At 73.0% G+C, this 25,034-nt stretch carries 23 protein-coding genes; 10 read left to right on the top strand and 13 right to left on the bottom strand.

Annotated elements, in window-relative coordinates:
* Positions 1–519: 519 nt before the first annotated feature.
* Positions 520–1,545, top strand: a complete 1,026-nt coding sequence (gene trpS, locus ACIPRD_RS30925; protein ID WP_401567827.1) for a tryptophan--tRNA ligase — start codon at positions 520–522, stop codon at positions 1,543–1,545.
* A gap of 128 nt (positions 1,546–1,673) precedes the next feature.
* On the opposite strand, the gene proC is transcribed toward trpS, so the two are convergent.
* From proC to ACIPRD_RS30895, 6 genes are all read right to left on the bottom strand, one after another.
* Entirely contained in the window at positions 1,674–2,486 is an 813-nt protein-coding gene (gene proC / locus ACIPRD_RS30920; RefSeq protein WP_356407871.1) for a pyrroline-5-carboxylate reductase, read from the bottom strand.
* Positions 2,487–2,593: 107 nt separating this feature from the next.
* Positions 2,594–3,376, bottom strand: a complete 783-nt coding sequence (locus ACIPRD_RS30915; protein WP_401567797.1) for an ABC transporter permease — start codon at positions 3,374–3,376, stop codon at positions 2,594–2,596.
* Entirely contained in the window at positions 3,373–4,188 is an 816-nt protein-coding gene (locus ACIPRD_RS30910; RefSeq protein ID WP_356407865.1) for an ABC transporter ATP-binding protein, read from the bottom strand. Before ACIPRD_RS30910 ends, ACIPRD_RS30915 begins: the two co-directional genes overlap by 4 nt.
* 219 nt (positions 4,189–4,407) lie before the next feature.
* Positions 4,408–5,220 (bottom strand): class I SAM-dependent methyltransferase, encoded by an 813-nt coding sequence (locus ACIPRD_RS30905; RefSeq protein WP_401567794.1) that lies wholly within the window; start codon positions 5,218–5,220, stop codon positions 4,408–4,410.
* A gap of 44 nt (positions 5,221–5,264) precedes the next feature.
* The gene (locus tag ACIPRD_RS30900; RefSeq protein ID WP_401567792.1) at positions 5,265–5,798 is read right to left on the bottom strand and encodes an EamA/RhaT family transporter; all 534 of its coding nucleotides are present in this window, start codon (positions 5,796–5,798) and stop codon (positions 5,265–5,267) included.
* A 42-nt stretch (positions 5,799–5,840) separates the two neighbouring features.
* Complete coding sequence (locus tag ACIPRD_RS30895) at positions 5,841–6,155, bottom strand: SH3 domain-containing protein (protein WP_356407860.1); 315 nt, start codon at positions 6,153–6,155, stop codon at positions 5,841–5,843.
* 182 nt (positions 6,156–6,337) lie between these two features.
* On the opposite strand from ACIPRD_RS30895, the gene ACIPRD_RS30890 reads away from it, so the two are divergent.
* Positions 6,338–8,431, top strand: a complete 2,094-nt coding sequence (locus ACIPRD_RS30890; protein WP_401567789.1) for a PQQ-binding-like beta-propeller repeat protein — start codon at positions 6,338–6,340, stop codon at positions 8,429–8,431.
* A 79-nt stretch (positions 8,432–8,510) separates the two neighbouring features.
* Here ACIPRD_RS30890 and ilvD read toward each other — a convergent pair whose 3' ends face one another.
* The 4 genes from ilvD to ACIPRD_RS30870 form a co-directional block, all read right to left on the bottom strand.
* Positions 8,511–10,364 (bottom strand): dihydroxy-acid dehydratase, encoded by a 1,854-nt coding sequence (gene ilvD / locus ACIPRD_RS30885; RefSeq protein ID WP_356407853.1) that lies wholly within the window; start codon positions 10,362–10,364, stop codon positions 8,511–8,513.
* Between the two features lie 375 nt (positions 10,365–10,739).
* The gene (locus ACIPRD_RS30880; protein ID WP_401567786.1) at positions 10,740–11,345 is read right to left on the bottom strand and encodes a TetR family transcriptional regulator; all 606 of its coding nucleotides are present in this window, start codon (positions 11,343–11,345) and stop codon (positions 10,740–10,742) included.
* The gene (locus ACIPRD_RS30875; RefSeq protein ID WP_356407847.1) at positions 11,342–12,154 is read right to left on the bottom strand and encodes a sugar phosphate isomerase/epimerase; all 813 of its coding nucleotides are present in this window, start codon (positions 12,152–12,154) and stop codon (positions 11,342–11,344) included. The genes ACIPRD_RS30880 and ACIPRD_RS30875 overlap by 4 nt, the downstream gene beginning before the upstream one ends.
* Positions 12,155–12,290: 136 nt before the next feature.
* Positions 12,291–13,223: a Ppx/GppA phosphatase family protein gene (locus tag ACIPRD_RS30870; RefSeq protein WP_356407844.1), complete on the bottom strand. Its 933-nt coding sequence runs from the start codon at positions 13,221–13,223 to the stop codon at positions 12,291–12,293.
* A gap of 161 nt (positions 13,224–13,384) precedes the next feature.
* Between ACIPRD_RS30870 and ACIPRD_RS30865 the strand changes: the two genes are divergently transcribed.
* Positions 13,385–14,176 carry a hypothetical protein gene (locus ACIPRD_RS30865; RefSeq protein ID WP_401567825.1) on the top strand — a complete coding sequence of 264 codons (792 nt, stop codon included), beginning with the start codon at positions 13,385–13,387 and terminating at the stop codon, positions 14,174–14,176.
* A 77-nt stretch (positions 14,177–14,253) separates the two neighbouring features.
* Here the strand turns inward: ACIPRD_RS30865 and ACIPRD_RS30860 are convergent, their stop codons facing one another.
* Positions 14,254–16,008: a hypothetical protein gene (locus ACIPRD_RS30860; RefSeq protein WP_401567783.1), complete on the bottom strand. Its 1,755-nt coding sequence runs from the start codon at positions 16,006–16,008 to the stop codon at positions 14,254–14,256.
* 330 nt (positions 16,009–16,338) lie between these two features.
* On the opposite strand from ACIPRD_RS30860, the gene radA reads away from it, so the two are divergent.
* Both radA and disA read left to right on the top strand, forming a co-directional pair.
* Complete coding sequence (radA, locus tag ACIPRD_RS30855; RefSeq protein WP_356407835.1) at positions 16,339–17,748, top strand: DNA repair protein RadA; 1,410 nt, start codon at positions 16,339–16,341, stop codon at positions 17,746–17,748.
* 79 nt (positions 17,749–17,827) lie between these two features.
* Positions 17,828–18,952, top strand: coding sequence for a DNA integrity scanning diadenylate cyclase DisA (disA, locus tag ACIPRD_RS30850; protein ID WP_356407832.1), 1,125 nt, complete (start codon positions 17,828–17,830; stop codon positions 18,950–18,952).
* Between the two features lie 144 nt (positions 18,953–19,096).
* On the opposite strand, the gene ACIPRD_RS30845 is transcribed toward disA, so the two are convergent.
* Positions 19,097–19,924, bottom strand: a complete 828-nt coding sequence (locus tag ACIPRD_RS30845) for a hypothetical protein (protein ID WP_401567780.1) — start codon at positions 19,922–19,924, stop codon at positions 19,097–19,099.
* Positions 19,925–20,107: 183 nt separating this feature from the next.
* On the opposite strand from ACIPRD_RS30845, the gene ACIPRD_RS30840 reads away from it, so the two are divergent.
* The 5 genes from ACIPRD_RS30840 to cseC all read left to right on the top strand — a co-directional run bounded on the left by ACIPRD_RS30840 (position 20,108) and on the right by cseC (position 24,539).
* The gene (locus ACIPRD_RS30840) at positions 20,108–20,983 is read left to right on the top strand and encodes an A/G-specific adenine glycosylase (RefSeq protein ID WP_356407826.1); all 876 of its coding nucleotides are present in this window, start codon (positions 20,108–20,110) and stop codon (positions 20,981–20,983) included.
* Positions 20,984–21,254: 271 nt separating this feature from the next.
* Positions 21,255–21,794, top strand: coding sequence for a SigE family RNA polymerase sigma factor (locus ACIPRD_RS30835; protein ID WP_356407823.1), 540 nt, complete (start codon positions 21,255–21,257; stop codon positions 21,792–21,794).
* A complete protein-coding gene (locus ACIPRD_RS30830; protein ID WP_356407820.1) occupies positions 21,782–22,432 on the top strand; it encodes a hypothetical protein in 651 nt (216 codons plus the stop codon). The genes ACIPRD_RS30835 and ACIPRD_RS30830 overlap by 13 nt, the downstream gene beginning before the upstream one ends.
* Positions 22,433–22,470: 38 nt before the next feature.
* A complete protein-coding gene (cseB, locus tag ACIPRD_RS30825; RefSeq protein WP_356407817.1) occupies positions 22,471–23,175 on the top strand; it encodes a two-component system response regulator CseB in 705 nt (234 codons plus the stop codon).
* An 11-nt stretch (positions 23,176–23,186) separates the two neighbouring features.
* A complete protein-coding gene (gene cseC, locus ACIPRD_RS30820) occupies positions 23,187–24,539 on the top strand; it encodes a two-component system sensor histidine kinase CseC (protein ID WP_356407814.1) in 1,353 nt (450 codons plus the stop codon).
* Between the two features lie 19 nt (positions 24,540–24,558).
* Here the strand turns inward: cseC and ACIPRD_RS30815 are convergent, their stop codons facing one another.
* Positions 24,559–25,002, bottom strand: a complete 444-nt coding sequence (locus tag ACIPRD_RS30815) for a VOC family protein (RefSeq protein ID WP_401567774.1) — start codon at positions 25,000–25,002, stop codon at positions 24,559–24,561.
* Positions 25,003–25,034: the final 32 nt, after the last annotated feature.

Genomic DNA, 25,034 nt, shown 5'->3' with positions numbered 1-25,034 from the left:
GTTTCCCTTTCCGGCGGTTCCGACTCTATCAGATCCTTTCGGCGTCTGATTCCCAGTCAGCGGGTTTGTCTTCCCGGCCCTGCGGCCGTTCCGACGAGTGAGACTTTAGCGGACTCCCGGCTCCCGAAGCCAATCGGGCTGCCGTGTTCTTTCGAACGCGGATTCCTCAATTCGCAAATTCGCACACGACAGAACTGGACACCGGAGTGTCGTTCAGTAGGTGGTTCTTGCGGATTGGCTGTCCGGGGCCGACCGGAGTCGGTGCTCACGTCGGACAACTCGGAGAACACTACGCACGAGGACGAGGTGTGTCAACCCCCCTCCTCGGGGCACCTCGGCGGCGTACTGTGGCCCCGTGACTACGCGTACGTGCACCCAGCAGTGGTGGGCCGCCTGACGGCGGCCGTGCTCACGTATGCACTTCTACGGCCGCCGCTTCGGCGGCCGTTCTTGTTTCTCCCTCCAGCACTCGGGAGCCGGCCGCCGGGGCGGCTGCCTCGACCAGGAGGTGGAGTGGAGATGACAAGGGTCTTCAGCGGGGTCAAGCCGACCGGGCACCTGACGCTGGGGAACTACCTGGGGGCCGTGCGGCGCTGGGCCGAGGTGGACCAGCACCGGACCGAGGCCTTGTTCTGCGTCGTGGATCTGCACGCGCTGACCGTGGCCCACGATCCGGCGCGGGTGCGCAGGCTCAGCCGGCAGGCGGCGACGCTGCTGCTGGCGTCCGGCCTCGATCCCGTCCGGTGCACCGTCTTCGTGCAGAGCCATGTCGACGAGCACGCGCGGCTGTCGTATCTGCTGGAGTGCGTGGCGACCGACGGCGAGATGCGCCGGATGATCCAGTACAAGGAGAAGGCCGCGCGCGAGCGCGACCGCGGCGGCAGCGTGCGTCTGTCGCTGCTGACCTACCCCGTGCTGATGGCGGCGGACATCCTCGCCTACGGCGCGGACGAGGTCCCGGTCGGCGACGACCAGGCCCAGCACGTGGAACTGGCACGGGACCTGGCGGTGCGGTTCAACCAGCGGTACGGGCTCACGTTCGTGGTGCCGAGAGCGACACCTCCGCAGGTGGCCGCACGCGTGATGAACCTCCAGTCACCGGCCTCGAAGATGGGGAAGTCGGAGGACTCGGGGCCGGGGATCGTCTACCTGCTCGACGAGCCGGACGTGGTGCGCAAGAAGGTCATGCGGGCCGTGACCGACAGCGGCGAGGGCGTGGAGTACGACCGTGAGGGGCGGCCGGGCGTCGCGAACCTGCTGGAGATTCTCGCAGCGTGCACGGATGGGAACCCTGAGTCACTGGCATCCGTTTACGGGTCGTACGGCGCTCTGAAGAAGGACACCGCGGACGCCGTGGTGGAGGTGCTGCGGCCGTTGCAGGCCAGACACCGGGAACTGTGCGCGGATCCCGGCTATGTGGAGGGGGTGCTCCGGGATGGAGCGGAGAAGGCGCGGGCCCTGGCCCGGCCGACCGTCGATACGGCCTACCGGGCCATCGGGCTGCTGCCGCCCGTACCGGAGCCCGCGCTGAACGCGGTCGTATAGGCGTTCCCGCCCGGACCCGGAGAGCCGGCTGAGGGCGGGCTGCCTCGCCGTAGCCCGCCCGCCCGTCCTGCCCGCCCGTCCTGCCTGTCGGTCCCGCTCGCAGGAACGGGCGGGACCGGGACGGGACGTCAGTCCTTCTTGCCGGAGGCCAGCTCGCGGCTGCGGTCGCGGGCGGCCTCCAGGGCGGCGATGAGGGCGGCCCGTACGCCGTGGTTCTCGAGTTCGCGGATGGCGTTGATGGTCGTGCCGGCCGGGGAGGTGACGTTCTCGCGGAGCTTGACGGGGTGCTCGCCGCTGTCGCGGAGCATCACCGCGGCGCCGATGGCCGACTGGACGATGAGGTCGTGGGCCTTGTCGCGGGGCAGGCCGAGCAGGATGCCGGCGTCGGTCATGGCCTCGACCAGGTAGAAGAAGTACGCCGGGCCGGAGCCGGACAGCGCGGTGCAGGCGTCCTGCTGGTTCTCGGGGACGAGGAGGGTTTTGCCGACGGCGCCGAAGATCTCCTCGGCGGTGGCGACATGGCCGGCGGTGGCGTGGCTGCCGGGCGAGATGACGGACATGGCCTCGTCCACGAGGGCGGGCGTGTTCGTCATGACCCGGACCACCGGAGTCCCGGCGGTGAGGCGCTCCTCGACGAAGGAGGTGGGGATGCCGGCGGCGCCGCTGATGACCAGCCGGTCGGCGGGGACGTGGGGGGCGAGCTCGTCCAGGAGGGTGCCCATGTCCTGGGGCTTCACCGTGAGGATCAGGACGTCGGCGGTCTTGGCGGCCTCGGTGTTGGTGACCGGGGTGACCCCGTGCCGGGTGCGGAGTTCTTCGGCGCGCTCCGGACGGCGGGTGGTGACCAGGAGGTCCGCGGGGGTCCAGCCGCCCCGGATCATCCCGCTGAGCAGGGCTTCGCCGATCTTGCCGGTGCCGAGGACTGCGACTTTCTGGCTCATGCGGCTCATCCTCGCACCGGGCGTGCGGTGCGAGGAGGGATTGTCCGGTGGACGGACGTGCGGGCGCACGGGCCGGCGGTCGGCGCCCGGGTCCGCCGTCCCGGGGGTCAGTCCGTACGCCGGCGCAGGGTGGCCGCGCCCAGGACCAGGACCAGCACCGCGCAGCCGGCCACGATCAGGACGTCGCGGACGAAGGTCGTGGTCACGTCGGTGTGGTGGAGGACCTGGTTCATGCCGTCGACGGCGTACGACATCGGCAGGACGTCGGAGACCGCCTCCAGCACGGGGTGCATGGCGGAACGGGGCGTGAAGAGTCCGCAGAGGAGGAGCTGGGGGAAGATCACCGCCGGCATGAACTGGACCGCCTGGAACTCGGAGGACGCGAAGGCCGAGACGAAGAGCCCGAGGGCCGTGCCGAGCAGGGCGTCCAGGAGGGCGACGAGCAGCAGCAGCCAGAAGGAACCGGTGACGTCCAGGCCGAGCCCCCAGACGGCGAGCCCGGTGGCCAGGGCGGACTGGACGACGGCGACCGTGCCGAAGGCGAGGGCGTAACCGGCGATCAGGTCGGCCTTGCCCAGCGGCATGGCGAGGAGCCGTTCGAGCGTGCCGGAGGTGCGTTCGCGCAGGGTGGCGATGGAGGTGACCAGGAACATCGTGATCAGCGGGAAGACGCCGAGCAGCGAGGCGCCGATGTTGTCGAAGGTGCGCGGGCTGGAGTCGAAGACGTAGCGGAGCAGGATCAGCATCACGCAGGGGATGAGGATCATCAGCGCGATGGTCCGCGGGTCGTGCCGGAGCTGGCGCAGGACACGGGCCGCGGTGGCGCCGGTGCGGGAGGCGTTGAACGCGCCGGTCGGCACCTTGCGCGCGGCGGGGGTCGTCGTGGTCATCGGTTCGTCGTCTCCTTGGTGCGGTCGGTGCCGCCGGTCTCCCGGGCCGCCGCTTCGTCGACCAGGCGCAGGAAGGCGGCCTCGACGGTGTCGGTGCCGGTGCGGGTGCGCAGGGCCTCGGGGGTGTCGTCGGCGAGGATCCGGCCGTCGCGCATGAGGAGGAGGCGGTCGCAGCGCTCGGCCTCGTCCATGACGTGCGAGGAGACGAGGAGGGTGGCGCCGCGGGTGGTGGCGATGTCGCGGAAGAGGGCCCACAGATCGCGGCGCAGGACGGGGTCGAGGCCGACGGTCGGCTCGTCGAGGACGAGGAGTTCGGGGCTGCCGAGGAGTGCGACGGCGAGGGAGACGCGGTTGCGCTGACCGCCGGAGAGGTTGCCGGCGAGGGCGTCGGCGTGGCCGGCGAGGTCCACGTCGGCGAGGACCCGCTCGACGTCCTGGCGGCGTTCGGCGGCGCTCGGGCCGGGGTCGAGGATCGCGGCGAAGTAGTCGAGGTTCTGGCGGACGGTCAGGTCGTCGTAGACGGACGGGGCCTGGGTGACGTAGCCGATGCGGCTGCGCAGGGTGGGGTGGCCGGCCGGGGTGCCGAGGACGTCGAGGGTGCCGGTGATCCTGGCCTGGGTGCCGACGATGGAGCGCATCAGGGTCGACTTGCCGCAGCCCGAGGGGCCGAGCAGGCCGGTGATCCGGCCGCGGGGAACGGTGAAGTGGAGGTCGTGCAGGACGGTTCGGGGGCCGCGGGCGACGGTGAGTCCGTCGGCGTGGACGGCGTCGGGTGCCGGGGGCTGGGATGGGCCGGGCACGTTATTCATCATGCGATGAATAATGTTCCGGCGGGCGGACGCCGTCAAGGGGGGCGGGCTCGTGCGCCTGGACACCGGTATGCCTGTGGATCGGTACGCGGCGCGCCGGTGCGCGGGTGCGCGGGTGCGCGGGACACGAGAGCGGCGGCCGGTTCCGGGAGCCGGCCGCCGCTGGAGGCGATGCGGGGGATGCAGGGGATGCAGGAGGGAGGGGAGGAAGGGAGGAGGGGATCAGGGCCTGGTGGCGACGAGGAGGAGGACGTCGTACGTCTCCTCGACGAGGCCGTCCGGGAAAACCTTCAGCAGGTGGCGGCGCTCCTCCTCCAGGAAGGCGGCCGTGCGTTCCTCGGGCGAGACGAGCAGCAGGGAGTGGCTGCCGACGTTGGCGAGGTGGGTGTCGACCGGGACGCGGCGGCTCCAGCGGACCGTGCGCCGGTCGAAGCGCAGCCGGCCGCTGGGGTCGGCCTGCCGGAAGCGGCGGGTGGCCTTGTCCTTCTCGACGGTGAGATCGACACCGAAGAAGCGGCTCGCGCGGTCGGTGGCCTCGGCGATCCACTCGACGTCGAGGGCGTCGGTGTTCCACCACAGGGCCAGCGCGCCGCCCGGCCGCAGCACGCGCAGGGCCTCCGGCACCGCGCGGGCCGGGTCGGTCCAGTGCCAGGCCTGGGCGTAGGTGAGGAGGTCGGCGTAGGCGTCGGCCACCGGCAGGGCGTTGCCGTTGCCCCGGACGAGCGGGATGTGGGGCAGCGCGCGGCGGAACTCGGCGGCCATGCCCTCGCCGGGCTCGACGGCGAGGACCTCGGCGCCGCGTTCGTGCAGCAGCGCGGTGGCGATGCCGGTCCCGGCGCCGACGTCCACGGTCCGCGCTCCGGCCAGGGGGCGCCCGGCCAGCTCCGCGAGGGTGTCGAAGAGCGCGGGCGGATAGGAGGGGCGGTTCGCGGCGTACTGGGCCGCCGCGGCGTTGAACGAGTGGGCGCGGAGAGCCTGCGGCGGTCCGGCGGAAGAGGAGGCTGCGGAGGAGGCGGAGGAGGCTGCGGCGGTCATGCCGTCATGGTGCGCGAGGCGGTGACGGAGTGGCCGCTTTTCCGCTACCGCTTTCGCTGCTGCTTCCGCTTCGAGGGATTGCCGGTACGGCGGGAGGAGCGGCGCCCGAACTCCTCGCGGGCCTTCTCGAATTCCGCGCGGTGGAGTTTCTCGCCCGGCGCCTCGGTGAGGGAACGGACGAAGTAGGCGAGGAGGGAGCCGATGAAACCGACGGCGAGCAGTCCGCGCAGAGAGGCCTGGCGCTGCGGATCCTGGCGGCGGCCGAAGCCCTCCCAGGTGTTGCGGAACGCGAGCACGCCGCAGATCGCGAACATGACGACGACCAGGACGGACACGAAGGAGCCGGTGCCGGCGATCCGCACGCCCTGGAAGGCGAGACGCAGCACGAAGCAGGAGGCGGCCGCCGCGGCGAGGGAACCGACGGCCACACCGGCGCGGCGTGCCGCGTACCCCTGGTCGTGGTTCACCCAGGACGTGCCGAAGAAGCGCAGGTCCTCGGGGCGGGGCCCCGCGCCCTGGGCCGTGCCGCCGGACGCGGGGCCCGCGGGGATGGCCGGGGTGCCGGTTTCGTCGCTCACGGGACGATTATGGCTGCGGCCGGGCACGGGCCCCGGGCGGGGTCAGGCGCAGCGGCCGGCGACGTAGCCGTCGCTGCCGGTCTGCACATAGGCGTCCGAGACGAACTCGTCGTTGCTGATGTTGTCCCAGATGTTCGACGTGCCGTACGGCCCCGCCACGTTCGTGCCCGGGGTCTGGCAGTAGACCGGCACCTTGGCGCCCTCCAGCAGGACCCGGGTGATGTTGTATCCGGTGCCGGGGCCGCTGCGGACGTTCAGACGGACACCCGGGGCGACGGAGTAGTAGCGGGTGATCGCACTGAGGGCCGTCACGCCCTCGCCGGCGCTCCCGGCCTCTTCGACTCGCTCGACTGACATGTGAAAACTCCCCCGTACGTCCCCATGGCGGTCATGGGGTCCCGTTGATTCCCCCGGAACGATCTGCGAAACACGTGTTTACAACTCGCACGGACGCTCCGACAAGCCCCCTCTGTCCCGCTCGGGGCTTCGACTAGGCTCCGTGAATCGCGCGCACGGACGATGAGCACGGGGGGTGGTCCATGGCGCCGCAGCGCAACACTGGACCCGACACGGAAGCGGAACTTCCGGAATACGCCGGCCTCTATCGCCTGGAGTCGCAGCTGGGCTCCGGCGGCATGGGTGTGGTGCATCTGGCCCGCAGCGCTTCCGGACTGAAGCTCGCGGTGAAGGTCGTACACGCCGAATTTGCCCGGGACCCCGAGTTCAGGGGCCGTTTCCGGCAGGAGGTGGCGGCCGCGCGGAGGGTGAGCGGCGCCTTCACCGCGCCCGTCGTGGACGCCGACCCGGAAGCCGACCGCCCGTGGATGGCCACGCTGTTCATTCCCGGCGCGACGCTCGCGGAGGAGGTCAAGCGGAACGGCTCGATGAACGCCGCGCAGCTGCGGCGGCTGATGGCCGGGCTGGCGGAGGCGCTGCGCGACATCCACCGGGTCGGCGTCGTCCACCGGGATCTCAAGCCGAGCAACGTGCTGCTCGCCGAGAACGGGCCGAAGGTCATCGACTTCGGCATCTCCCGGCCGGCCGACAGCGAACTGCGCACCGAGACCGGGAAGCTGATCGGGACGCCGCCGTTCATGGCCCCCGAGCAGTTCCGGCGGCCGCGCGAGGTCGGTCCCGCCGCCGACATCTTCGCGCTCGGATCGGTGATCGTGCACGCGGCCACCGGGCGGGGGCCGTTCGACTCCGACAGTCCGTATGTCGTGGCCTATCAGGTCGTGCACGACGAGCCCGACCTGTCCGGTGTGCCGGACGGTCTCGCGCCCCTCGTGCTGCGCTGCCTCGCCAAGGAGCCGGAGGACCGGCCGACCCCGGACGAGCTGATGCGGGAACTGCGGTCGGTGGCGGCCTCCTACGACACGCAGGCGTTCATACCGGCGCAGCGCAGCGGGGACACCCCGCCGCCGGAACGGCCCCGCACGCCGGAACCCGGGAAGCGCGCCGTGCGGCGGCCGCGCGGGCGCACGGTGCTCGCGGGCACCGCCGCGGTTCTGGCCGTGGGCGGTCTCGTCGCCTCGGTCCACTGGACCGGAACCGATCGCGTGGCACGGTCCGAGGCGCACCCGCGGCCCGTGGCGGCCGGGTTCACGGCTTGGCGGAAGGCACCGGCGGGCGAGGACGGCGGAGCGCCTCGATGCGCCTTCGGGACGGGGAAGTTGCTGTGCACCGGGCCCGGGCAGGTGTTCGCGCTCGATCCGCGCGACGGCGCGGTGCTGTGGCGGCGGGCCTTCGCGGGTGCCCGGTGGAGCGGGACGCCGGTGCTGTCGGGCGGACTTGTGCAGGTGCGCGACCAGAACGGCCATGTGCGGGCGCTCGATCCGGATTCGGGCGTGACACGCCGGCAGCAGGACCTGGGGACGGACACCGCCGCGCGGTACACCCCGAACATGCTGCTGCTGACCCGTGAGGACGGCCGGGTGACAGGGGTGGACAGCGCCTCGGGACGGACGAGATGGAGCGCGCGTCCGCCCGGTCACGGCAGACCGCGCGTCGACTCCTTTCCCACGGATCCCCTGGCGTACCTCACCTCCGCGGCGGACGACGGGCGGAGCACGGACGTCTCGGCGATCGACCCCGGCTCGGGCGCGGTGCGGTGGAGCACCCGGCTGAAGGGCGTGCTCGTGCCGGTCGGCGCGGGGAACGGAGCGGTCTCGTTCCTCGACCTGGACCCCGTCTACGGCGACACGCGCGCCGTGGTCCGCTACTCGGCCGGGTCCGGGACGACGCGCCGCGTCCCGCTGCCCGCCCCGAACCACGACTCCCGGGCCACCGTGCGCGGCGATCTGGTCTTCGTCCTCGGCTCGGACGGTGCGCTGGACGCCGTCGACACCGGAGCGGACAAGCCGCTGTGGCATCTGGAGACCTCCGCGAGCCGCGGCTCGGAGCCGGTCGCCGACGACCGCCACGTGTACTTCTCCGTGGCCGACGGCCGGCTGCTCGCGGTGGACCTGCGGCGGGGAGGCTTCGCGGGCCAGACGCCACCGCGGCCCCGGGCCCGGGCCGGCCAGGTGGCCACCGACGTGCCCGCCCCCGTCCTCGGCCAGGACCACGTCTACGCCACCGCCCCCGACGGCACCGTGTCCGGCGTGGACGCGCGCGACCCGTCGGCCTGGTGACACGCGAAGGGGCCGCCCCGTCACAGGCGGCCCCTCCGGTCATGTCACAACCGGCCCCGGCCGGTCACGTCAGGGACGCTCAGCCCAGCTTGCTCACGTCCCGCACCGCGCCCTTGTCCGCGCTGGTCGCCATCGCCGCGTAGGCCCGCAGCGCGGCCGACACCTTCCGGTCGCGGTTCCCGGGGACGTACGCCCCGCCCAGCTCCTGCTCGCGGCGGGCCAGTTCGGCGTCGTCGACGAGGAGCTCGATCGTGCGGTTCGGGATGTCGATGCGGATGCGGTCCCCGTCCTGGACCAGCGCGATGGTGCCGCCGGAGGCCGCCTCGGGGGACGCGTGGCCGATGGAGAGGCCGGAGGTGCCGCCGGAGAAGCGGCCGTCGGTGATCAGGGCGCAGCTCTTGCCGAGGCCGCGGCCCTTCAGGTACGAGGTCGGGTAGAGCATCTCCTGCATGCCGGGGCCGCCCTTGGGGCCCTCGTAGCGGATGACGACGACATCGCCGTCCTTGACCTCCTGGGTGAGGATCCGCTGGACGGCCTCCTCCTGGGACTCGCAGACGACGGCCGGGCCCTCGAAGGTCCAGATCGACTCGTCGACGCCGGCCGTCTTCACCACGCAGCCGTCGACGGCCAGGTTGCCCCTGAGGACCGCGAGGCCGCCGTCCTTGGAGTAGGCGTGCTCGGCGGAGCGGATGCAGCCGTTCTCGGCGTCGTCGTCCAGGGACTCCCAGCGCTCGGACTGGGAGAAGGCCTCGGCGGAGCGGACGCAGCCAGGGGCCGCGTGCCACAGCTCGACGGCCTCGGCGGACGGCGAACCGCCGCGCACGTCCCAGGTCTTGAGCCAGTCGGCCAGGGAGGGGCTGTGGACGGCGTGGACGTCCTCGTTCAGCAGGCCGGCGCGGTGCAGTTCGCCGAGCAGGGCCGGGATGCCGCCGGCGCGGTGCACGTCCTCCATGTAGTAGGTGCGGTTCTTCCCCACGTTGGGGGCGACCTTCGCCAGGCAGGGCACCCGGCGGGAGACGGCGTCGATCTGCTCCAGGCCGAAGGGGACACCGGCCTCCTGGGCGGCGGCCAGCAGGTGCAGGATCGTGTTGGTGGAGCCGCCCATCGCGATGTCCAGGGCCATGGCGTTCTCGAAGGCCTGGAAGGTGGCGATGCTGCGGGGCAGGACCGAGTCGTCGTCCTGCTCGTAGTAGCGGCGGGTCAGGTCCATGACCGTGCGGGCCGCGTCCTCGTACAGGGCGCGGCGGGCGGTGTGGGTGGCGAGGACCGAGCCGTTGCCGGGGAGGGCGAGGCCGATGGCCTCGGCCAGGCAGTTCATCGAGTTGGCGGTGAACATGCCGGAACAGCTGCCGCAGGTCGGGCAGGCGTTCTCCTCGATGCGGAGGATGTCCTCGTCGGAGATCTTGTCGTTCACCGCGTCGGAGATCGCGTCGACCAGGTCGAGGGTGCGGACCGTGCCGTCGACCAGCGTGGCGCGGCCGGACTCCATGGGGCCGCCGGAGACGAAGACCACCGGGATGTTCAGGCGCAGGGCGGCCAGCAGCATGCCCGGGGTGATCTTGTCGCAGTTGGAGATGCAGACCATGGCGTCGGCGCAGTGGGCCTCGACCATGTACTCCACCGAGTCGGCGATCAGGTCGCGGGACGGCAGGGAGTACAGCATGCCGCCGTGGCCCATCGCGATGCCGTCGTCGACCGCGATGGTGTTGAACTCGCGCGGGATGCCGCCCGCCTCCCGGATCGCCTCGCTGACGATCCGCCCGACCGGCTGGAGGTGGGTGTGGCCCGGCACGAACTCGGTGAAGGAGTTGGCCACGGCGATGACCGGCTTCCGGCCGATGTCCGCACCGGGTACACCGGAGGCGCGCATAAGGGCGCGGGCGCCCGCCATGTTGCGGCCGTGGGTGACTGTGCGGGACCTCAGCTCGGGCATGGCCGCTCGCTCCTTCAGAAACTGTGATCAAGTGGCTGATCAGAGGGACTTCCGACTCGTGACGAGCGTACGCCGGTCATCCAGGGGGCGGGACGGGTTGTCCGGAATGCGGGACGCGTGTCTCGGCCGGGGGCTTCCGGCGTGCCGCGCGGAGGCACGTGCGGGAGGTCCGCCCCGGGCCGCCAGGTCCGCCCCAGGTCCCGGGCCGGATCCCCTCAGGTCCGCCTCGGGCGCCGGTCGGGTCCGCCTTCGGTCCCGGGCCGGATCCCATCAGCCCCCGGCCGGATCCCCTCAGCTCCCGGCCGGATCCCATCAGCCCCCGGCCGGATCCCCTCAGCTCCCGGCCGGATCCCATCAGCCCCCGGCCGGATCCCCTCAGCTCCCCGCCAGATGCCCCTGCACCACCGGCGCCACCCGCGCGATGATCTGCTCCAGGTCGGCCGAGGCCAGCGGCTCCACCTTGATCACGTAACGCAGCATCGCCGTGCCGACCAGCTGCGCGCCGGCCAGCTCGGCGCGCAGTTCCGCGTCCGGCAGGTCCACCTGGGCGGCGATGCGGCGCAGCAGCTGGGAGGAGACGAGGCGGCGGAAGACGGCGGCGGCGGTGTCGTTGTTCACGGCCGAGCGCAGGATCGCGAGGAGCGGGGCCCGGGTGGTGGGGTTCTCCCAGATGCCGAAGACGAAGCGGGTGAGGCGCTCGCCGACGGCGTCCACCGGGCCCTCGGCGACCGCTTCCGGCGCGCTGAGCGCGGGCGCGAAGGCGACCTCGATCGCGGCCTCGAAGACCTGTTCCTTGGTGCCGAAGTAGTGGTGGACGAGGGCCGGGTCGACACCGGCGGTCTTGGCGATGCCGCGCACGGACGTCTTCTCGTACCCGCGCTCGGAGAACTCCTCGCGGGCCGCGGCGAGGATGCGGTCGCGGGTGTCGGTGGCCTCCGCGCGCGAGGGCCGTCCGCGCCGCCGTGCCGTGCCCTCGCTCATCGCCGCGGCACCTTCAGCGGGGAGGCCAGGTGCTCGCGGGTGAAGGCCAGGGCCTCGGCGAGGTCCGCCTCGCGCTCGGCGTTGGACATCGCCCGCCGGGTGTTGACCTCGATGACGACATGGCCGTCGAACCCGGTGTGCGCGAGCCGTTCCAGCACCTCGGCGCAGGGCTGGGTGCCGCGGCCGGGCACGAGGTGCTCGTCCTTGGCCGAGCCCCGGCCGTCGGCGAGGTGGACGTGGCCAAGGCGCTCGCCCATGCGGTCGATCATGGCCAGGGCGTCGGTGCGGGCGGTCGCGGTGTGGCTGAGGTCGATCGTGAAGTGCCGGTAGTCGTCCTTGGTGACGTCCCACTCGGGCGCGTAGGCGAGCATCTCGCGGTCGCGGTAGCGCCAGGGGTACATGTTCTCGACGGCGAACCGCACGTCGGTCTCGTTCGTCATCCGCCAGATCCCGTCGACGAAGTCGCGGGCGTACTGGCGCTGCCAGCGGAACGGCGGGTGGACGACGACGGTCGAGGCGCCGAGCTTCTCGGCGGCCGACCGGGCCCGCTGGAGCTTGACCCAGGGATCGGTGGACCACACCCGCTGGGTGATCAGCAGACAGGGCGCGTGCACGGCGAGGATCGGGACGCCGTGGTGGTCGGACAGCCGGCGCAGGGCGTCGATGTCCTGGCTGACCGGGTCGGTCCACACCATGACCTCGACGCCGTCGTAGCCGAGGCGCGCGGCGATCTCGAAGGCCGTCGCCGTCGACTCCGGGTAGACGGAGGCGGTCGACAGCGCCACGCGCACGTCTCTTGGTTCAGCCACGTGCGTCACCTTACGGGGTACGGCGGGGCGGGCGCGGGGTACCTCCTGGCCGTTGTGAGATGGGTCATTTCACGGCGGCGGACGCCTCGTGGGGCGGTCGTTCCCCTGAGGCGGGCGCCCCACGGCGCCCACCGGATCACGCCGAGCCCATGTGGTCCAGACGCCTGAGGATCACGCCCTCGCGCAGGGCCCAGGGGCAGATCTCCAGGCTCTCCACGCCGAACAGGTCCATCGTGCCCTCGGCCACCAGAGCGCCGGCCAGTATCTGGCCGGCGCGGCCGTCGGAGACACCGGGGAGTTCGGCGCGCTGCCGCTCGGTCATGGCGGCCAGGCGCGGGACCCAGGCCTCCAGGGACTCGCGCTTGAGCTCGCGCTGGATGTAGAGGCCGTCGGCGCTGCGGGCGGCGCCGGCGATGCGGGCCAGCTGCTTGAAGGTCTTGGAGGTGGCGACCACGTGGTCGGGGGCGCCGAAGCGGCTGAATTCGCCGACCGTGCGGGCGATCTCCGTACGGACGTGCCGGCGCAGGATGCGGACGTCCTCGGGTCCCGGCGGGTCCCCGGGCAGCCAGCCGGCGGTGAGGCGGCCGGCGCCGAGCGGCAGGGAGACGGCCGCGTCCGGTTCCTCGTCGATGCCGTAGGCGATCTCCAGGGAGCCGCCGCCGATGTCCAGGACGAGCAGCTTCCCGGCGGACCAGCCGAACCAGCGGCGCACCGCGAGGAAGGTGAGCCGGGCCTCCTCGGCACCGGACAGCACCTGGAGCCGTACGCCGGTCTCCTCCGCCACGCGCGTGAGGACCTCGTCGGCGTTGCGGGCCTCGCGGACGGCGGAGGTCGCGAAGGGCAGCAGGTCCTCCACTCCCTTGTCCTCGGCGGCCTGGAGGGCGTCCCGTACGACGGCGACGAGTTTCTCGATGCCTTCCTCGCCGATGGCGCCGTCACGGTCGAGGAGCTGGGCGAGCCGCAGCTCGGCCTTGTGCGAATGCGCGGGCAGCGGGCGGGCGCCGGGGTGGGCGTCCACCACCAGCAGATGCACCGTGTTCGAACCCACGTCCAGGACACCGAGTCTCATGTACGGAACGCTACTGCCACGACGCCCGTCGCCGGTCCCGGGAGCCGCTTCCGGCGACTTACCCTGGACGGGTGCCAAAGACGAAAAAGGCGAAGGACGGAAAGGCCGCGAAGGCTGACAAGACGTCCACATCCTCCAAGGGCTCGAAGGATTCCTCACGGGTGAAGGCGTCCGCGTCAAGGAAGGCCCCGAAGGTGAGTGACGAGAAGGGACTCGACTTCGCCCGGGCATGGGTGGAGTTCCCTGATCCGGCGGACGACGAGCAGGTCTTCCGCTGCGATCTGACATGGCTGACCTCTCGCTGGAACTGCATCTTCGGCAGCGGCTGCCAGGGCATCCAGGCGGGCCGCGCGGACGACGGGTGCTGCTCGCTGGGAGCGCACTTCTCGGACAAGGACGACGAGAAGCGGGTCGCGGGGCACGTGGCCCGGCTCACCCCGGACATCTGGCAGCACCACGCCGAGGGCACGCTCAACGGCTGGGTGTCGGAGGACGAGGACGGCGACCGGCAGACCCGCCCCTTCCAGGGCTCCTGCATCTTCCAGAACCGTCCCGGCTTCGCCGGCGGCGCGGGCTGCTCGCTGCACATCCTGGCCCTGAAGGAGGGCCGCGAGCCCCTGGAGACCAAGCCGGACGTGTGCTGGCAGCTCCCGATCCGGCGGACGTACGACTGGATCGACCGCCCGGACGACACGCGGATCCTGCAGGTGTCGATCGGCGAGTACGACCGGCGCGGCTGGGGCCCCGGCGGCCACGACCTGCACTGGTGGTGCACCTCGGCCACCTCGGCGCACGGCGCGGGCGACCCGGTGTACGTCTCCTACCGGGCCGAGCTGACCGAGCTGATGGGCAAGGCGGGCTACGACCGCCTGGTCGAGCTGTGCGAACAGCGGCTGGCGTCGCGGCTGCCCATGGTGGCCCCGCATCCGGCCGACCCGGCACCGGCCGGCTGAGGCCGTCGCCCTCCGGGTGACCTCCACGGCCCCTCCCCCGTCCGCCGCCCCCGCTCTCTCTGCTCTCCGGTCCCCGGCTAGCCGCCCGTAGGGGTGGAGCCGTCGTCGGTCGGGGGCGGGGACGAGCTGTCCGGCGGATCCGACGGGGAGGGGTCCGGGTCGGTCGGCGTGGGCGTGGGGTCCGTCGGGGACGGGGAGCCGTCGGTGGGCGGATCCGAGGGCGGCGTCGTCGGGGGCGTCGGGTCCGGGGTGCCGGGGGCCGAGGACGGCGGGCTCGGCGGTTCCGGGGTTCCGGTGGGACGCGCGGGACCGGTGCGGGCCGTGCCGTAGCCGTCGATGGTGACCACGGCGCCCGCCGGGGCGACCGCCACCTTGGCGTGCCAGTGGCCGGCCGGCTCGCGCAGGTGGTCGACATACACCTTCACGGTCACCGTGTCGCCGGGGGCGAGCGTGCCCGAGGACCTGCTGGGATAGAGCCAGTGCGCCGGGGTGGACATGGACCAGCGCACCGGTGCGGAACCGGACGCGGTCAGGGTGACCAGCGTGGTGTCGCCGTCGTTCGCCGCGCCGACCGTGAGTCGTCCGGCGCCCTTCCTGCCGGCGCCGGAGACGCTGACGACCGCCACCGAGACGTCCGCCTTGCCGTCCCGGCCGAGCCGGATGCCGGACTTCACGCGCGCGTTGCCCGCGTTCTCGTAGTCGCCGCCCCCGTCGCCGTCGAGCGCCCCGGGTCCGCCCGCCTCGCGCGCGGCGGCGGACGGGCCGTCCGCGCCGGTGGTGGGCGTGCCCCGGTAGGCGGCCCACAGGGCGAGGACCGGGGCGGCGACGACCGTGGCGACGACCGTCGTGGTGACGGCACGCGCGCGGAGCCGGTCGCGGCGCGCCGCGCGGTCCTTGGGGTCCATCGGAAATCCGCGCCGGTCGAAGCGCGGCACGGCGGCGCCCCGCGCGCGCGGGTGGTGCGCGAGGGCCATGTGCAGGGCCGCGCGGGGCGCCTCCACGACGGGCAGTTCGGCGGGCGTGACCGCGTCGCCGGGCCAGCGCCCGGGATCCGCGCGCTCGGCGGTACGGCGGCAGCGGGGGCAGTCGTCGACGTGCCGGACCAGTTCGCGGCGCAGGGCGGCGCTGAGGACCAGCCGGCTGTCGCCGGTGAGGTGGGCCACGCTCGGGCAGCCGCCGGTCTCGACCACGGCGAGCGCGGCGCGGGTGCGCTCGACCTCGCAGGCGGCGGAGGACAGCAGTTCGCGGGTGGCGGCGGGCTCCCGGCCGAGCACGGCGGCGACCTCGTCCGCAGCGAGGTGGTGGCGGACGGCCAGTTCCAGGGCCTCGCGCTGCTCGGGCGTGGTGCCGGCCGCCTCCGGCCAGGCGAGCAGGGCGAGTTCGCGGCGCCGCCGCTCCTTCACCTCCGCGGCGACGGCCGGCCCGGGCACCTGCGTGCCGGCCGCCGCAGCCGCCGGCTTCCCGTCCGCCCCGCCGCGCGCGGGGCGGCCCGCCGCGTGGCCGCCCTGACGTTTCTGCTTGGCCTGGGCCAGCCCGCGCAGGCATGCCCAGCGGGCCAGGGCGTACAGCCAGGCCCTGCGGTCGGCGGAGGCCTCCGGGGCGCGCTGCCCGCGCCGCTCGGCGAGCGCGAGGACGTCACCGAGGGCGGCGGTGGCCGCGTCGTGGTCGCACAGCACCGACAGGCAGTAGGTGAACAGGCCGTCGAGGTACGGCTCGTAGCGCGCGGGGGGCCGCTGGGCGACGGTGCGCGCGGCCGCGCGGTCGCGCGCCTCCCGGTGCGCCCGATGCGCGCCGGGGGTGCGGGTCGTGGTCTCCGGGCTGCTGCTCATCACCTGTGCGACCGTAGGCGGCGCCGCGGGGGCCCTTCCGACGCCTTGAGCTCTTTTAATCCGTACGGGTGAAACGATCCCTCATAAGGGGACAGGGGCCTCTCACCAGGCGGCTCGAATGCGGCGGGCCATGGCCGATACCGGGTCACTCACACGTGCCTCAGAGCCCCCTCCGTGCGCCCCCGTCCCCCTGCTGTGCCTCCGGGATCCCCTCGTGCGCCGGAGCGGACGGCGACCGTCCGGGGCCCGTGCGCGGGGAACGGCCGGTGCCCTCCGGGGCCCGTGCGCGGGGAACGGGCGGGCGTTGTCAGTGCGGCGGGCTACGGTTTCCGCATGGCTGCCCGCACCAAGACCACCAAGGACCGACCGTCCTACCGCTGCACCGAGTGCGGCTGGCAGACGGCCAAGTGGCTCGGCCGCTGCCCGGAGTGCCAGGCCTGGGGCACGGTCGAGGAGTACGGCACGCCCGCGGTGCGTACGACGGCCCCGGGCCGCGTCACCAGCTCCGCGGTGCCGATCGGCCAGGTCGACGGCCGCCAGGCCACCGCCCGCGCGACCGGCGTGCCCGAGCTGGACCGGGTGCTCGGCGGCGGTCTCGTGCCCGGCGCGGTGGTGCTGATCGCGGGTGAGCCCGGCGTGGGCAAGTCGACCCTGCTGCTGGACGTGGCGGCCAAGTCGGCGAGCGAGGAGCACAAGACCCTCTATGTGACCGGTGAGGAGTCGGCCAGCCAGGTGCGGCTGCGCGCCGACCGCATCGGCGCCCTCGACGACCATCTGTACCTGGCGGCCGAGACCGATCTGGCCGCCGTCCTCGGCCACTTGGACGCGGTCAGGCCGTCCCTGCTGATCCTGGACTCGGTGCAGACGGTCGCCTCCCCGGAGATCGACGGCGCGCCCGGCGGCATGGCCCAGGTCCGCGAGGTGGCCGGCGCCCTGATCCGCGCCTCCAAGGAGCGCGGGATGTCGACGCTGCTGGTGGGCCATGTCACCAAGGACGGCGCGATCGCCGGCCCGCGGCTGCTGGAGCACCTGGTGGACGTCGTCCTGCACTTCGAGGGCGACCGGCACGCCCGGCTGCGCCTGGTGCGCGGCGTGAAGAACCGCTACGGCGCCACCGACGAGGTCGGCTGCTTCGAACTGCACGACGAGGGCATCACGGGCCTCGCCGACCCCAGCGGACTCTTCCTGACCCGCCGCGACGAGCCGGTTCCCGGCACCTGTCTGACCGTCACCCTGGAGGGCCGCCGTCCGCTGGTGGCCGAGGTGCAGGCGCTGACCGTCGACTCCCAGATCCCCTCCCCGCGCCGCACCACCTCGGGCCTGGAGACCTCCCGGGTGTCGATGATGCTCGCGGTGCTGGAACAGCGCGGCCGGATCAGCGCGCTGGGCAAGCGGGACATCTACTCCGCGACCGTCGGCGGGGTGAGGCTGTCCGAGCCGGCCGCCGACCTCGCGATCGCGCTCGCGCTGGCCTCGGCCGCCAGCGACACCCCGTTGCCGAAGAACCTGGTCGCCATCGGCGAGGTGGGTCTGGCGGGCGAGGTGAGACGGGTCACCGGCGTGCAGCGCAGGCTCGCCGAGGCACACCGGCTGGGCTTCACGCACGCGCTCGTTCCGGGCGATCCGGGCAAGGTGCCGCCCGGCATGAAGGTCCTGGAGGTGGCCGACATGGGGGACGCGCTGAGCGTTCTGCCGCGCTCCCGTCGCCGAGAGGCCCCACGGGAGGCGGAGGACCGCCGGTAGACTTTGCGCAGGTCTCGCCCGTCCGTACGAACCAGGTGCGGGACGGGAGCGCGTCAGAACCTGCGACCGGAGGAGTGCAGTGGCAGCCAACGACCGGGCAGCAGCTCCCGGAAAGTCCGGTGGGAGTGCCGGTACCGATGGCCTGATGCGCGCCTCGCTGAGCGCCGTGGCTCCGGGCACGGCCCTGCGCGACGGTCTGGAGCGGGTGCTGCGCGGCAACACCGGCGGCCTGATCGTCCTCGGCTGCGACAAGACGGTCGAGACGATGTCGACCGGCGGATTCGTGCTGGACGTGGAGTTCACGGCGACGCGGCTGCGGGAGCTGTGCAAGCTGGACGGCGGCATCGTCATCTCCTCGGACCTGTCCAAGATCCTGCGGGCCGGCGTGCAGCTGGTGCCGGACCCGACGATCCCGACCGAGGAGACGGGCACCCGCCACCGCACCGCCGACCGTGTCTCCAAGCAGGTCGGTTTCCCGGTCGTCTCCGTCTCCCAGTCCATGCGGCTGATCGCCCTGTACGTCGACGGGCAGCGGCGCGTGCTGGAGGACTCGGCGGCGATCCTGTCCCGCGCGAACCAGGCGCTGGCCACCCTGGAGCGGTACAAGCTCCGGCTGGACGAGGTCGCGGGCACGCTGTCGGCGCTGGAGATCGAGGACCTGGTCACGGTCCGGGACGTGTCGGCGGTCGCGCAGCGCCTGGAGATGGTCCGGCGCATCGCCACCGAGATCGCCGAGTACGTGGTCGAGCTGGGCACGGACGGCCGGCTGCTCGCCCTCCAGCTGGAGGAGCTGATCGCGGGCGTCGAGCCCGACCGTGAACTCGTCGTCCGGGACTATGTGCCCGAGCCGACGGCGAAGCGCTCGCGCACGGTCGAGGAGGCGCTGTCCGAGCTGGACGCGCTGAGCCACGCGGAGCTGCTCGAAATGGGCACGGTGGCACGGGCGCTGGGCTACACCGGTTCCCCCGAGACCCTCGACTCCGCGGTGTCCCCGCGGGGTTTCCGGCTGCTGGCGAAGGTGCCGCGTCTTCCCGGCGCGATCATCGACCGGCTCGTGGAGCACTTCGGCGGCCTGCAGAAGCTGCTCGCGGCGAGTGTCGACGACCTCCAGGCGGTGGACGGCGTGGGCGAGGCCCGCGCCCGGAGCGTGCGCGAGGGCCTGTCCCGCCTGGCCGAGTCGTCCATCCTGGAGCGGTACGTCTAGCAGGCGTCTAGCGGGCGTCTCCCCGAGGAGGGCCGCCCCGGGTGACAGGGGCCGGACATCCCCGGTGGGCGTCCGCCGCGCAGGGTGGCCCCAGGGAGCGTCTCCCCGGTCTTCGCGGGCCCGCGGCGACCGAAGAGACGCCCCCTAGTCGGCCGACAGCACGAACGATGTCTGCGTCTTGGTCGCGCCGGGCGCCTTGGCCTCCAGGAGGTAGGTCCCCGGCTTCGCCAGGCCCGACACCGGCGGCCTGCCGCAGTGCGGGGCGCTCGACTTGCGGTCCCACTTCACCGTGTAGGTGATGCTCTGGCCCGCGGCCACCCGGAACACGAGGCCGGCCGGGTCCTCGGGGCAGTCGGACGAGGACCAGAGCGCGTCGTCGCCGTCGGCCGGGGTGATCGTCAACACGGCCTTCTTCGGCCCGAGATCGACCTTGCAGTCGCGGGACGAGGAGTTCTTGACGCCGAGTTCGAAGGTGGGGGCCTGGTCCGGCGAGTAGGAGTTGTGCACGCTGTGCAGGCTCAGCGAGAGCGAGCCGGAGGGGCAGTCGGGCAGCGAGACGGAGGCGGGCAGCACATCGCCCGCGCCGACGTCACCGGCACCGGACCCGGCGGAACCCGCGCCGCCGCCCCGACCGCCGTCGTCACCGTCGCCGGACGACCCCGCGCCGCCCGCGCCCGCGGAACCCGCGTCGCCGCCGGAGCCCCCGTCCCCGGCGCCCGCGCCGCCCGACTCGTCGCGGCCGCCCGGGTGTTGGCTGATCGCGGGACCGGAGGAGGAGGGCCCGGGTGTGATCGTGGACGCGGGATTCTTGCCGTTGGACCCGCCGGCGTCGTTCTTGCCGCCCCCGCCGCCGGACACGACGATCCAGGTGCCCAGCAGTGCCAGCACGGACACCACGGACACGATGACGACCCTCCGTCGCCAGTAGATGGAGGAGGGAAGCGGCCCGACCGGATTGCGCAAAGATCCCACGGCCCGAACTCTACGAGAGATCGTGCCGCTTGCCTGCGTCACCCGCCGCCCTATCACCAACTTTTCCGGATCATCATCTCGGGCAACTTCCGCCACGGGCAGGCGGCTTCGCCGGGACGGACGCTCCGTGACCGCGCTGTCACCGGCCCTGCACGGGCCAGGCGTGGCAGGATCGTAAGGACCATGACTGAGAAGCTCCACTCCCCCGTGCTCGCCTGGTTCGACATCAACGCCCGCGATCTCCCCTGGCGTCGCCCGGAGGCGGGTCCGTGGGGCGTGATGGTCAGCGAGTTCATGCTCCAGCAGACCCCGGTGAACCGGGTGCTCCCCGTCTACGAACAGTGGCTGGCCCGCTGGCCGCGCCCCGCCGACCTGGCGAAGGAGCCCCCGGGCGAGGCCGTGCGCGCCTGGGGCCGGCTCGGCTATCCGCGCCGCGCCCTGCGGCTGCACGGAGCGGCCGTGGCCATAACGGAGCGGCATGACGGGGACGTGCCGACCGACCACGCCCAGCTGCTGGCCCTGCCCGGCATCGGCGAGTACACGGCGGCCGCGGTGGCCTCCTTCGCGTACGGGCAGCGGCACCCGGTGCTGGACACCAACGTGCGCCGGGTCTTCGCGCGCGCGGTGACCGGGGTGCGGTACCCGCCGAACGCCACCACCGCCGCCGAGCGCCGGCTGGCGCGCGAGCTGCTGCCGGAGGACGAGCGGACGGCCGCCCGCTGGGCCGCCGCCTCCATGGAGCTGGGCGCGCTGGTGTGCACGGCGAAGAACGAGGACTGCGCGCGCTGCCCGATCGCCGACCAGTGCGCCTGGCAGCTGGCCGGAAAGCCGGAGCACGAGGGGCCGCCGCGGCGCGGGCAGACGTACGCCGGTACCGACCGGCAGGTCCGCGGCAAGCTGCTCGCGGTGCTCCGGGAGGCGCACGTGCCGGTGCCGCAGCAGGCGCTCGACCGGGTGTGGCACGAGCCGGTGCAACGCGCCCGCGCCCTCGACGGGCTGGTGTCGGACGGTCTGGTCGAACCGCTTCCGGGCGGCCTCTACCGGCTGCCGCTCACCTGACGCACAGCCATGTCACAGGGCGGGAGCACGTCTTGTACCGGCTCCCGCCCGACACAACTCCCCATAACGGGGCATAACGACCCGCCTCCTTACCCCGCGCCTACTTCCGTTACACAACCGACGGACAGCCGATTGCCGGCCGCAGGCTGCTCCGCACAGCCTCGTGACAACCGCTCCGTAGCGTTTTTCCCGTGCCCGGCAGACCACCGGGACAGCGGGACGCGGGACTCCGGCACCGGCCGGGGCAACGGGGAGACGGAGGCGGTCGATCATGGCGCAGGGCGAGGTGCTCGAATTCGAGGAGTACGTCCGCACCCGGCAGGACGCGCTGCTGCGCAGCGCCCGCCGGCTGGTCCCGGACCCCGTCGACGCCCAGGACCTGCTGCAGACCGCGCTCGTGCGCACCTACGGCCGCTGGGAGGGCATCTCCGACAAGCGGCTCGCCGACGCCTATCTGCGTCGCGTCATGATCAACACGCGGACCGAGTGGTGGCGGGCGCGCCGGCTGGAGGAGGTCCCGACCGAGCAGCTGCCCGACGCCAGCGTCGCGGACGCCACCGAGCAGCACGCCGACCGGGCCCTGCTGATGGACATCCTGAAGGTGCTCGCCCCCAAGCAGCGCAGTGTCGTCGTCCTGCGACACTGGGAGCAGATGTCCACGGAGGAGACGGCCGCGGCTCTCGGCATGTCCGCGGGCACGGTCAAGAGCACGCTGCACCGGGCGCTCGCCCGGCTCCGCGAGGAGCTGGAGGCGCGCGATCTGGACGCGCGGGCGCTGGAGCGTGAGGAGCGGGAGCGTTGCGCGGCCTGACCGGCGCCGGGCCCAGCAGGGCCCGTGAACGTTCACAGGCGGTGATCGCGGCTGCGGCCGTGCTCGCCGCCGTCGGCCTTTCCGTCACCGCCTGCGGCACCGGGGGCACCGGCGCCCGGGACGAGGGCCCGGCGCACGCCTCCGCGGTGGCCGGCGCCGTCGCCTCCCCCTCGCCCAGCCCGGCCGGCGGCTACCGGCGGGTGGACGCGATCGCCCTCCTGAAGCGGGACCCGTCGGTCTCGGCGGCCGTCAAGCGGGAGCTGAAGCCGTGCGGCGGCGAGGACCCGCTGGACGTCTCCTACGGCGACCTGACCGGCGGTACCGCGGACGATGTCGTCATCAACGTGCTGACCTGCGCCGACGCGGTCGGTATCGGCTCGTACGTGTACCGGGACGACAACGGTGCGTACAAGAATGTCTTCCGGAGCGAGGAGTCCCCGGTCTACGCCGAGATCGAGGACGGCGTCCTGAGTGTGACCAGGCAGGTCTACAAGCGGGGCGACCCGATCTCGTCGCCGTCGGGCGAGGACGTGATCCCCTACCGGTGGCAGGCGGGCCGGTTCAGCGCCGGCAAGGCCGTGCACACCGACTACAGCAGCGCCGTCGGCGGGGGCCCCTCCCCCGTACCGGCCGACTGACGACCCCACAGCCGACCACGAGGACGGAGAGCAGCGGGATGGCAGAGCAGACCCATGTCCTGTTCGTCGAGGACGACGACGTCATCCGCGAGGCCACCCAGCTCGCCCTGGAGCGGGACGGTTTCGCGGTCACCGCGATGCCCGACGGGCTGTCCGGCCTGGAGGCGTTCCGGGCGGACCGCCCCGACATCGCGCTGCTGGACGTCATGGTCCCGGGCCTGGACGGGGTCAGCCTGTGCCGGCGGATCCGCGACGAGTCGACCGTGCCGGTGATCATGCTGTCGGCGCGTGCCGACTCCATCGACGTCGTCCTCGGCCTGGAGGCGGGCGCCGACGACTACGTGACCAAGCCGTTCGACGGCGCGGTCCTCGTCGCCCGGATCCGCGCGGTGCTGCGCCGCTTCGGGCACGCGGGTCAGGCCGCGCGGGAGGCGGCCGAGGCCGGCGGGACGGCCGGCGGGGTGCTGACCTTCGGTGAGCTGGAGATCGACACCGAGGGCATGGAGGTGCGCCGGGCCGGGCAGCCGGTGGCGCTCACCCCGACCGAGATGCGGCTGCTGCTGGAGTTCTCCGCGGCGCCGGGGACCGTGCTGTCCCGCGACAAGCTGCTGGAGCGGGTGTGGGACTACGGCTGGGGCGGTGACACCCGGGTCGTCGACGTCCATGTGCAGCGGCTGCGGCAGAAGATCGGCCAGGACCGGATCGATACGGTCCGCGGCTTCGGCTACAAGTTGAAGGCCTGAGCGGGGGCGGGATGCGGGGGATCATCGGACGCCCGGTGCGGCGTGTGGAGCGGGCGGGTCTGCGGACCGGTCTCAGATGGAAGCTGAGCGCGGCGATCGCGATGGTCGCCGGTCTGGTGGCGATCGCGCTCAGCCTGGTCGTGCACAACGCGGCCCGCGTCTCGATGCTGGACAACGCGCGCGACCTGGCCAACCAGCGCGTCCAGATCGCCCAGCGCAACTACGAGCTGTCGGGGCGGCCCAACTTCCCCAGCATCCGGATCGACGATCCCGAGCTGCCGCCCGAGCTGCGGCAGAAGGTCCGCGAAGGACGCCGGGCCAGTTTCGTCGGCGACCGCTCCGGCAACGTGCCCGACATCTGGGCGGCCGTCCCGGTCAAGGACGGGCACGTGCTGTCCCTGCACAGCCACTTCCCCGACCGCTCCACGAACGTGATGAAGGACCTCGACCAGGCGCTGGTCATCGGGTCCATCGCGGTGGTGCTCGGCGGCAGCGCGCTCGGCGTGCTCATCGGCGGGCAGCTCTCCCGGCGGCTGCGCAAGGCGGCGGCCGCGGCGGGCCAGGTCGCCAACGGCGAGACCGACGTACGGGTGCGGGAGGCCATCGGCGGAGTCGTACGGGACGAGACCGACGACCTCGCCCGCGCGGTGGACGCCATGGCGGACGCGCTGCGCCAGCGCCTGGAGGCCGAGCGGCGGGTCACCGCCGACATCGCGCACGAGCTGCGCACCCCGGTGACGGGCCTGCTCACCGCCGCCGAGCTGCTGCCCCCCGGCCGGCCCACGGAACTGGTCCTGGACCGGGCCAAGGCCATGCGCACCCTGGTCGAGGACGTGCTGGAGGTGGCCCGGCTGGACGGCGCCTCCGAGCGCGCCGAGCTCCAGGACATCCTGCTCGGCGAGTTCGTCGCCCGGCGCGTGGCCGCCAAGGACCCGGACATCGTCGTCCGCGTGGTGCACGAGTCGGAGGCCACCACCGACCCGCGCCGGCTGGAGCGGGTGCTGTTCAACCTGCTCGCCAACGCGGCCCGGCACGGCAGGCCGCCCGTCGAGGTGACCGTGGAGGGCCGGGTGATCCGCATCCGCGACCACGGCCCCGGCTTCCCCGAGGAACTGCTCGCCGAGGGCCCGAGCCGTTTCCGCACCGGCAGCGCGGACCGCGCCGGCCAGGGCCACGGCCTCGGTCTGACCATCGCCGCGGGACAGGCCCGGGTCCTCGGTGCCCGTCTGACCTTCCGGAACGTCCGCCCGGTGGGCGCGCCCGGCCACATCCCGTCGGAGGGCGCCGTGGCCGTCCTCTGGCTCCCGGAGCACGCCCCGACCGCCACCGGGAGCTATCCGGTGCTGCCGCGCCAGGGCTCCTGAGCGGCCGCCCGGATCCCGGTCAGGCCCAGTCCTTCGACGTGTCGAGGTCGCCCTCGCGGGGCTGGGTGAAGGAGAACCAGTTCCCGGAGTCGTCGCGGAACAGGGCCTCCGTGCCGTACGGGCGCTCCTGCGGCTCCTGGAGGAACTCCACCCCGAGGTCCTTGAGCCTCTTGTAGTCGCCGTGGATGTCGTCGGTGGTGAGCACCCCGGCGCCGAGGACCCCCTTGGCCACGAGCTTCTTCACCATCTCGGCGGACTCGGGGTCCATCGCGGGCGGGCCGGGCACCATCAGGGTGAGCTCGACATCGGGCTGCCCCGCGGCGCCCACGGTCAGCCAGCGCATGCCGCCGTCGCCCATCGTGAGGTCGGTGCGGACCTCCAGGCCCAGCTTCCCGGTGTAGAACTCCTTGGCCCGGTCCTGGTCGAGTACCCAGACGGTCGCGATCTTGAGTCCCTGGATCATGGTGTGCTCCTGCGGTGCGCGGTGATCGGCTC

It is taken from the genome of Streptomyces sp. NPDC090108 (assembly GCF_044747185.1).
Taxonomy (GTDB): Bacteria; Actinomycetota; Actinomycetes; order Streptomycetales; family Streptomycetaceae; genus Streptomyces.
This window is presented reverse-complemented; position numbering and strand designations above follow the sequence as displayed.

Excerpts from the sequence above, each read along its gene's own strand:
- ACIPRD_RS30815 (WP_401567774.1), bottom strand. The coding sequence starts at position 25,002 with ATGATCCAGGGACTCAAGATCGCGACCGTCTGGGTACTCGACCAGGAC.
- ACIPRD_RS30895 (WP_356407860.1), bottom strand. The coding sequence starts at position 6,155 with ATGTCAGTCGAGCGAGTCGAAGAGGCCGGGAGCGCCGGCGAGGGCGTG.
- ACIPRD_RS30870 (WP_356407844.1), bottom strand. The coding sequence starts at position 13,223 with ATGAGACTCGGTGTCCTGGACGTGGGTTCGAACACGGTGCATCTGCTG.
- ACIPRD_RS30840 (WP_356407826.1), top strand. The coding sequence starts at position 20,108 with ATGACTGAGAAGCTCCACTCCCCCGTGCTCGCCTGGTTCGACATCAAC.
- trpS (WP_401567827.1), top strand. The coding sequence starts at position 520 with ATGACAAGGGTCTTCAGCGGGGTCAAGCCGACCGGGCACCTGACGCTG.
- ACIPRD_RS30890 (WP_401567789.1), top strand. The coding sequence starts at position 6,338 with ATGGCGCCGCAGCGCAACACTGGACCCGACACGGAAGCGGAACTTCCG.
- ACIPRD_RS30915 (WP_401567797.1), bottom strand. The coding sequence starts at position 3,376 with ATGACCACGACGACCCCCGCCGCGCGCAAGGTGCCGACCGGCGCGTTC.
- ilvD (WP_356407853.1), bottom strand. The coding sequence starts at position 10,364 with ATGCCCGAGCTGAGGTCCCGCACAGTCACCCACGGCCGCAACATGGCG.
- ACIPRD_RS30910 (WP_356407865.1), bottom strand. The coding sequence starts at position 4,188 with ATGATGAATAACGTGCCCGGCCCATCCCAGCCCCCGGCACCCGACGCC.
- ACIPRD_RS30880 (WP_401567786.1), bottom strand. The coding sequence starts at position 11,345 with ATGAGCGAGGGCACGGCACGGCGGCGCGGACGGCCCTCGCGCGCGGAG.
- radA (WP_356407835.1), top strand. The coding sequence starts at position 16,339 with ATGGCTGCCCGCACCAAGACCACCAAGGACCGACCGTCCTACCGCTGC.
- cseC (WP_356407814.1), top strand. The coding sequence starts at position 23,187 with ATGCGGGGGATCATCGGACGCCCGGTGCGGCGTGTGGAGCGGGCGGGT.
- ACIPRD_RS30835 (WP_356407823.1), top strand. The coding sequence starts at position 21,255 with ATGGCGCAGGGCGAGGTGCTCGAATTCGAGGAGTACGTCCGCACCCGG.
- proC (WP_356407871.1), bottom strand. The coding sequence starts at position 2,486 with ATGAGCCAGAAAGTCGCAGTCCTCGGCACCGGCAAGATCGGCGAAGCC.
- ACIPRD_RS30905 (WP_401567794.1), bottom strand. The coding sequence starts at position 5,220 with ATGACCGCCGCAGCCTCCTCCGCCTCCTCCGCAGCCTCCTCTTCCGCC.
- cseB (WP_356407817.1), top strand. The coding sequence starts at position 22,471 with ATGGCAGAGCAGACCCATGTCCTGTTCGTCGAGGACGACGACGTCATC.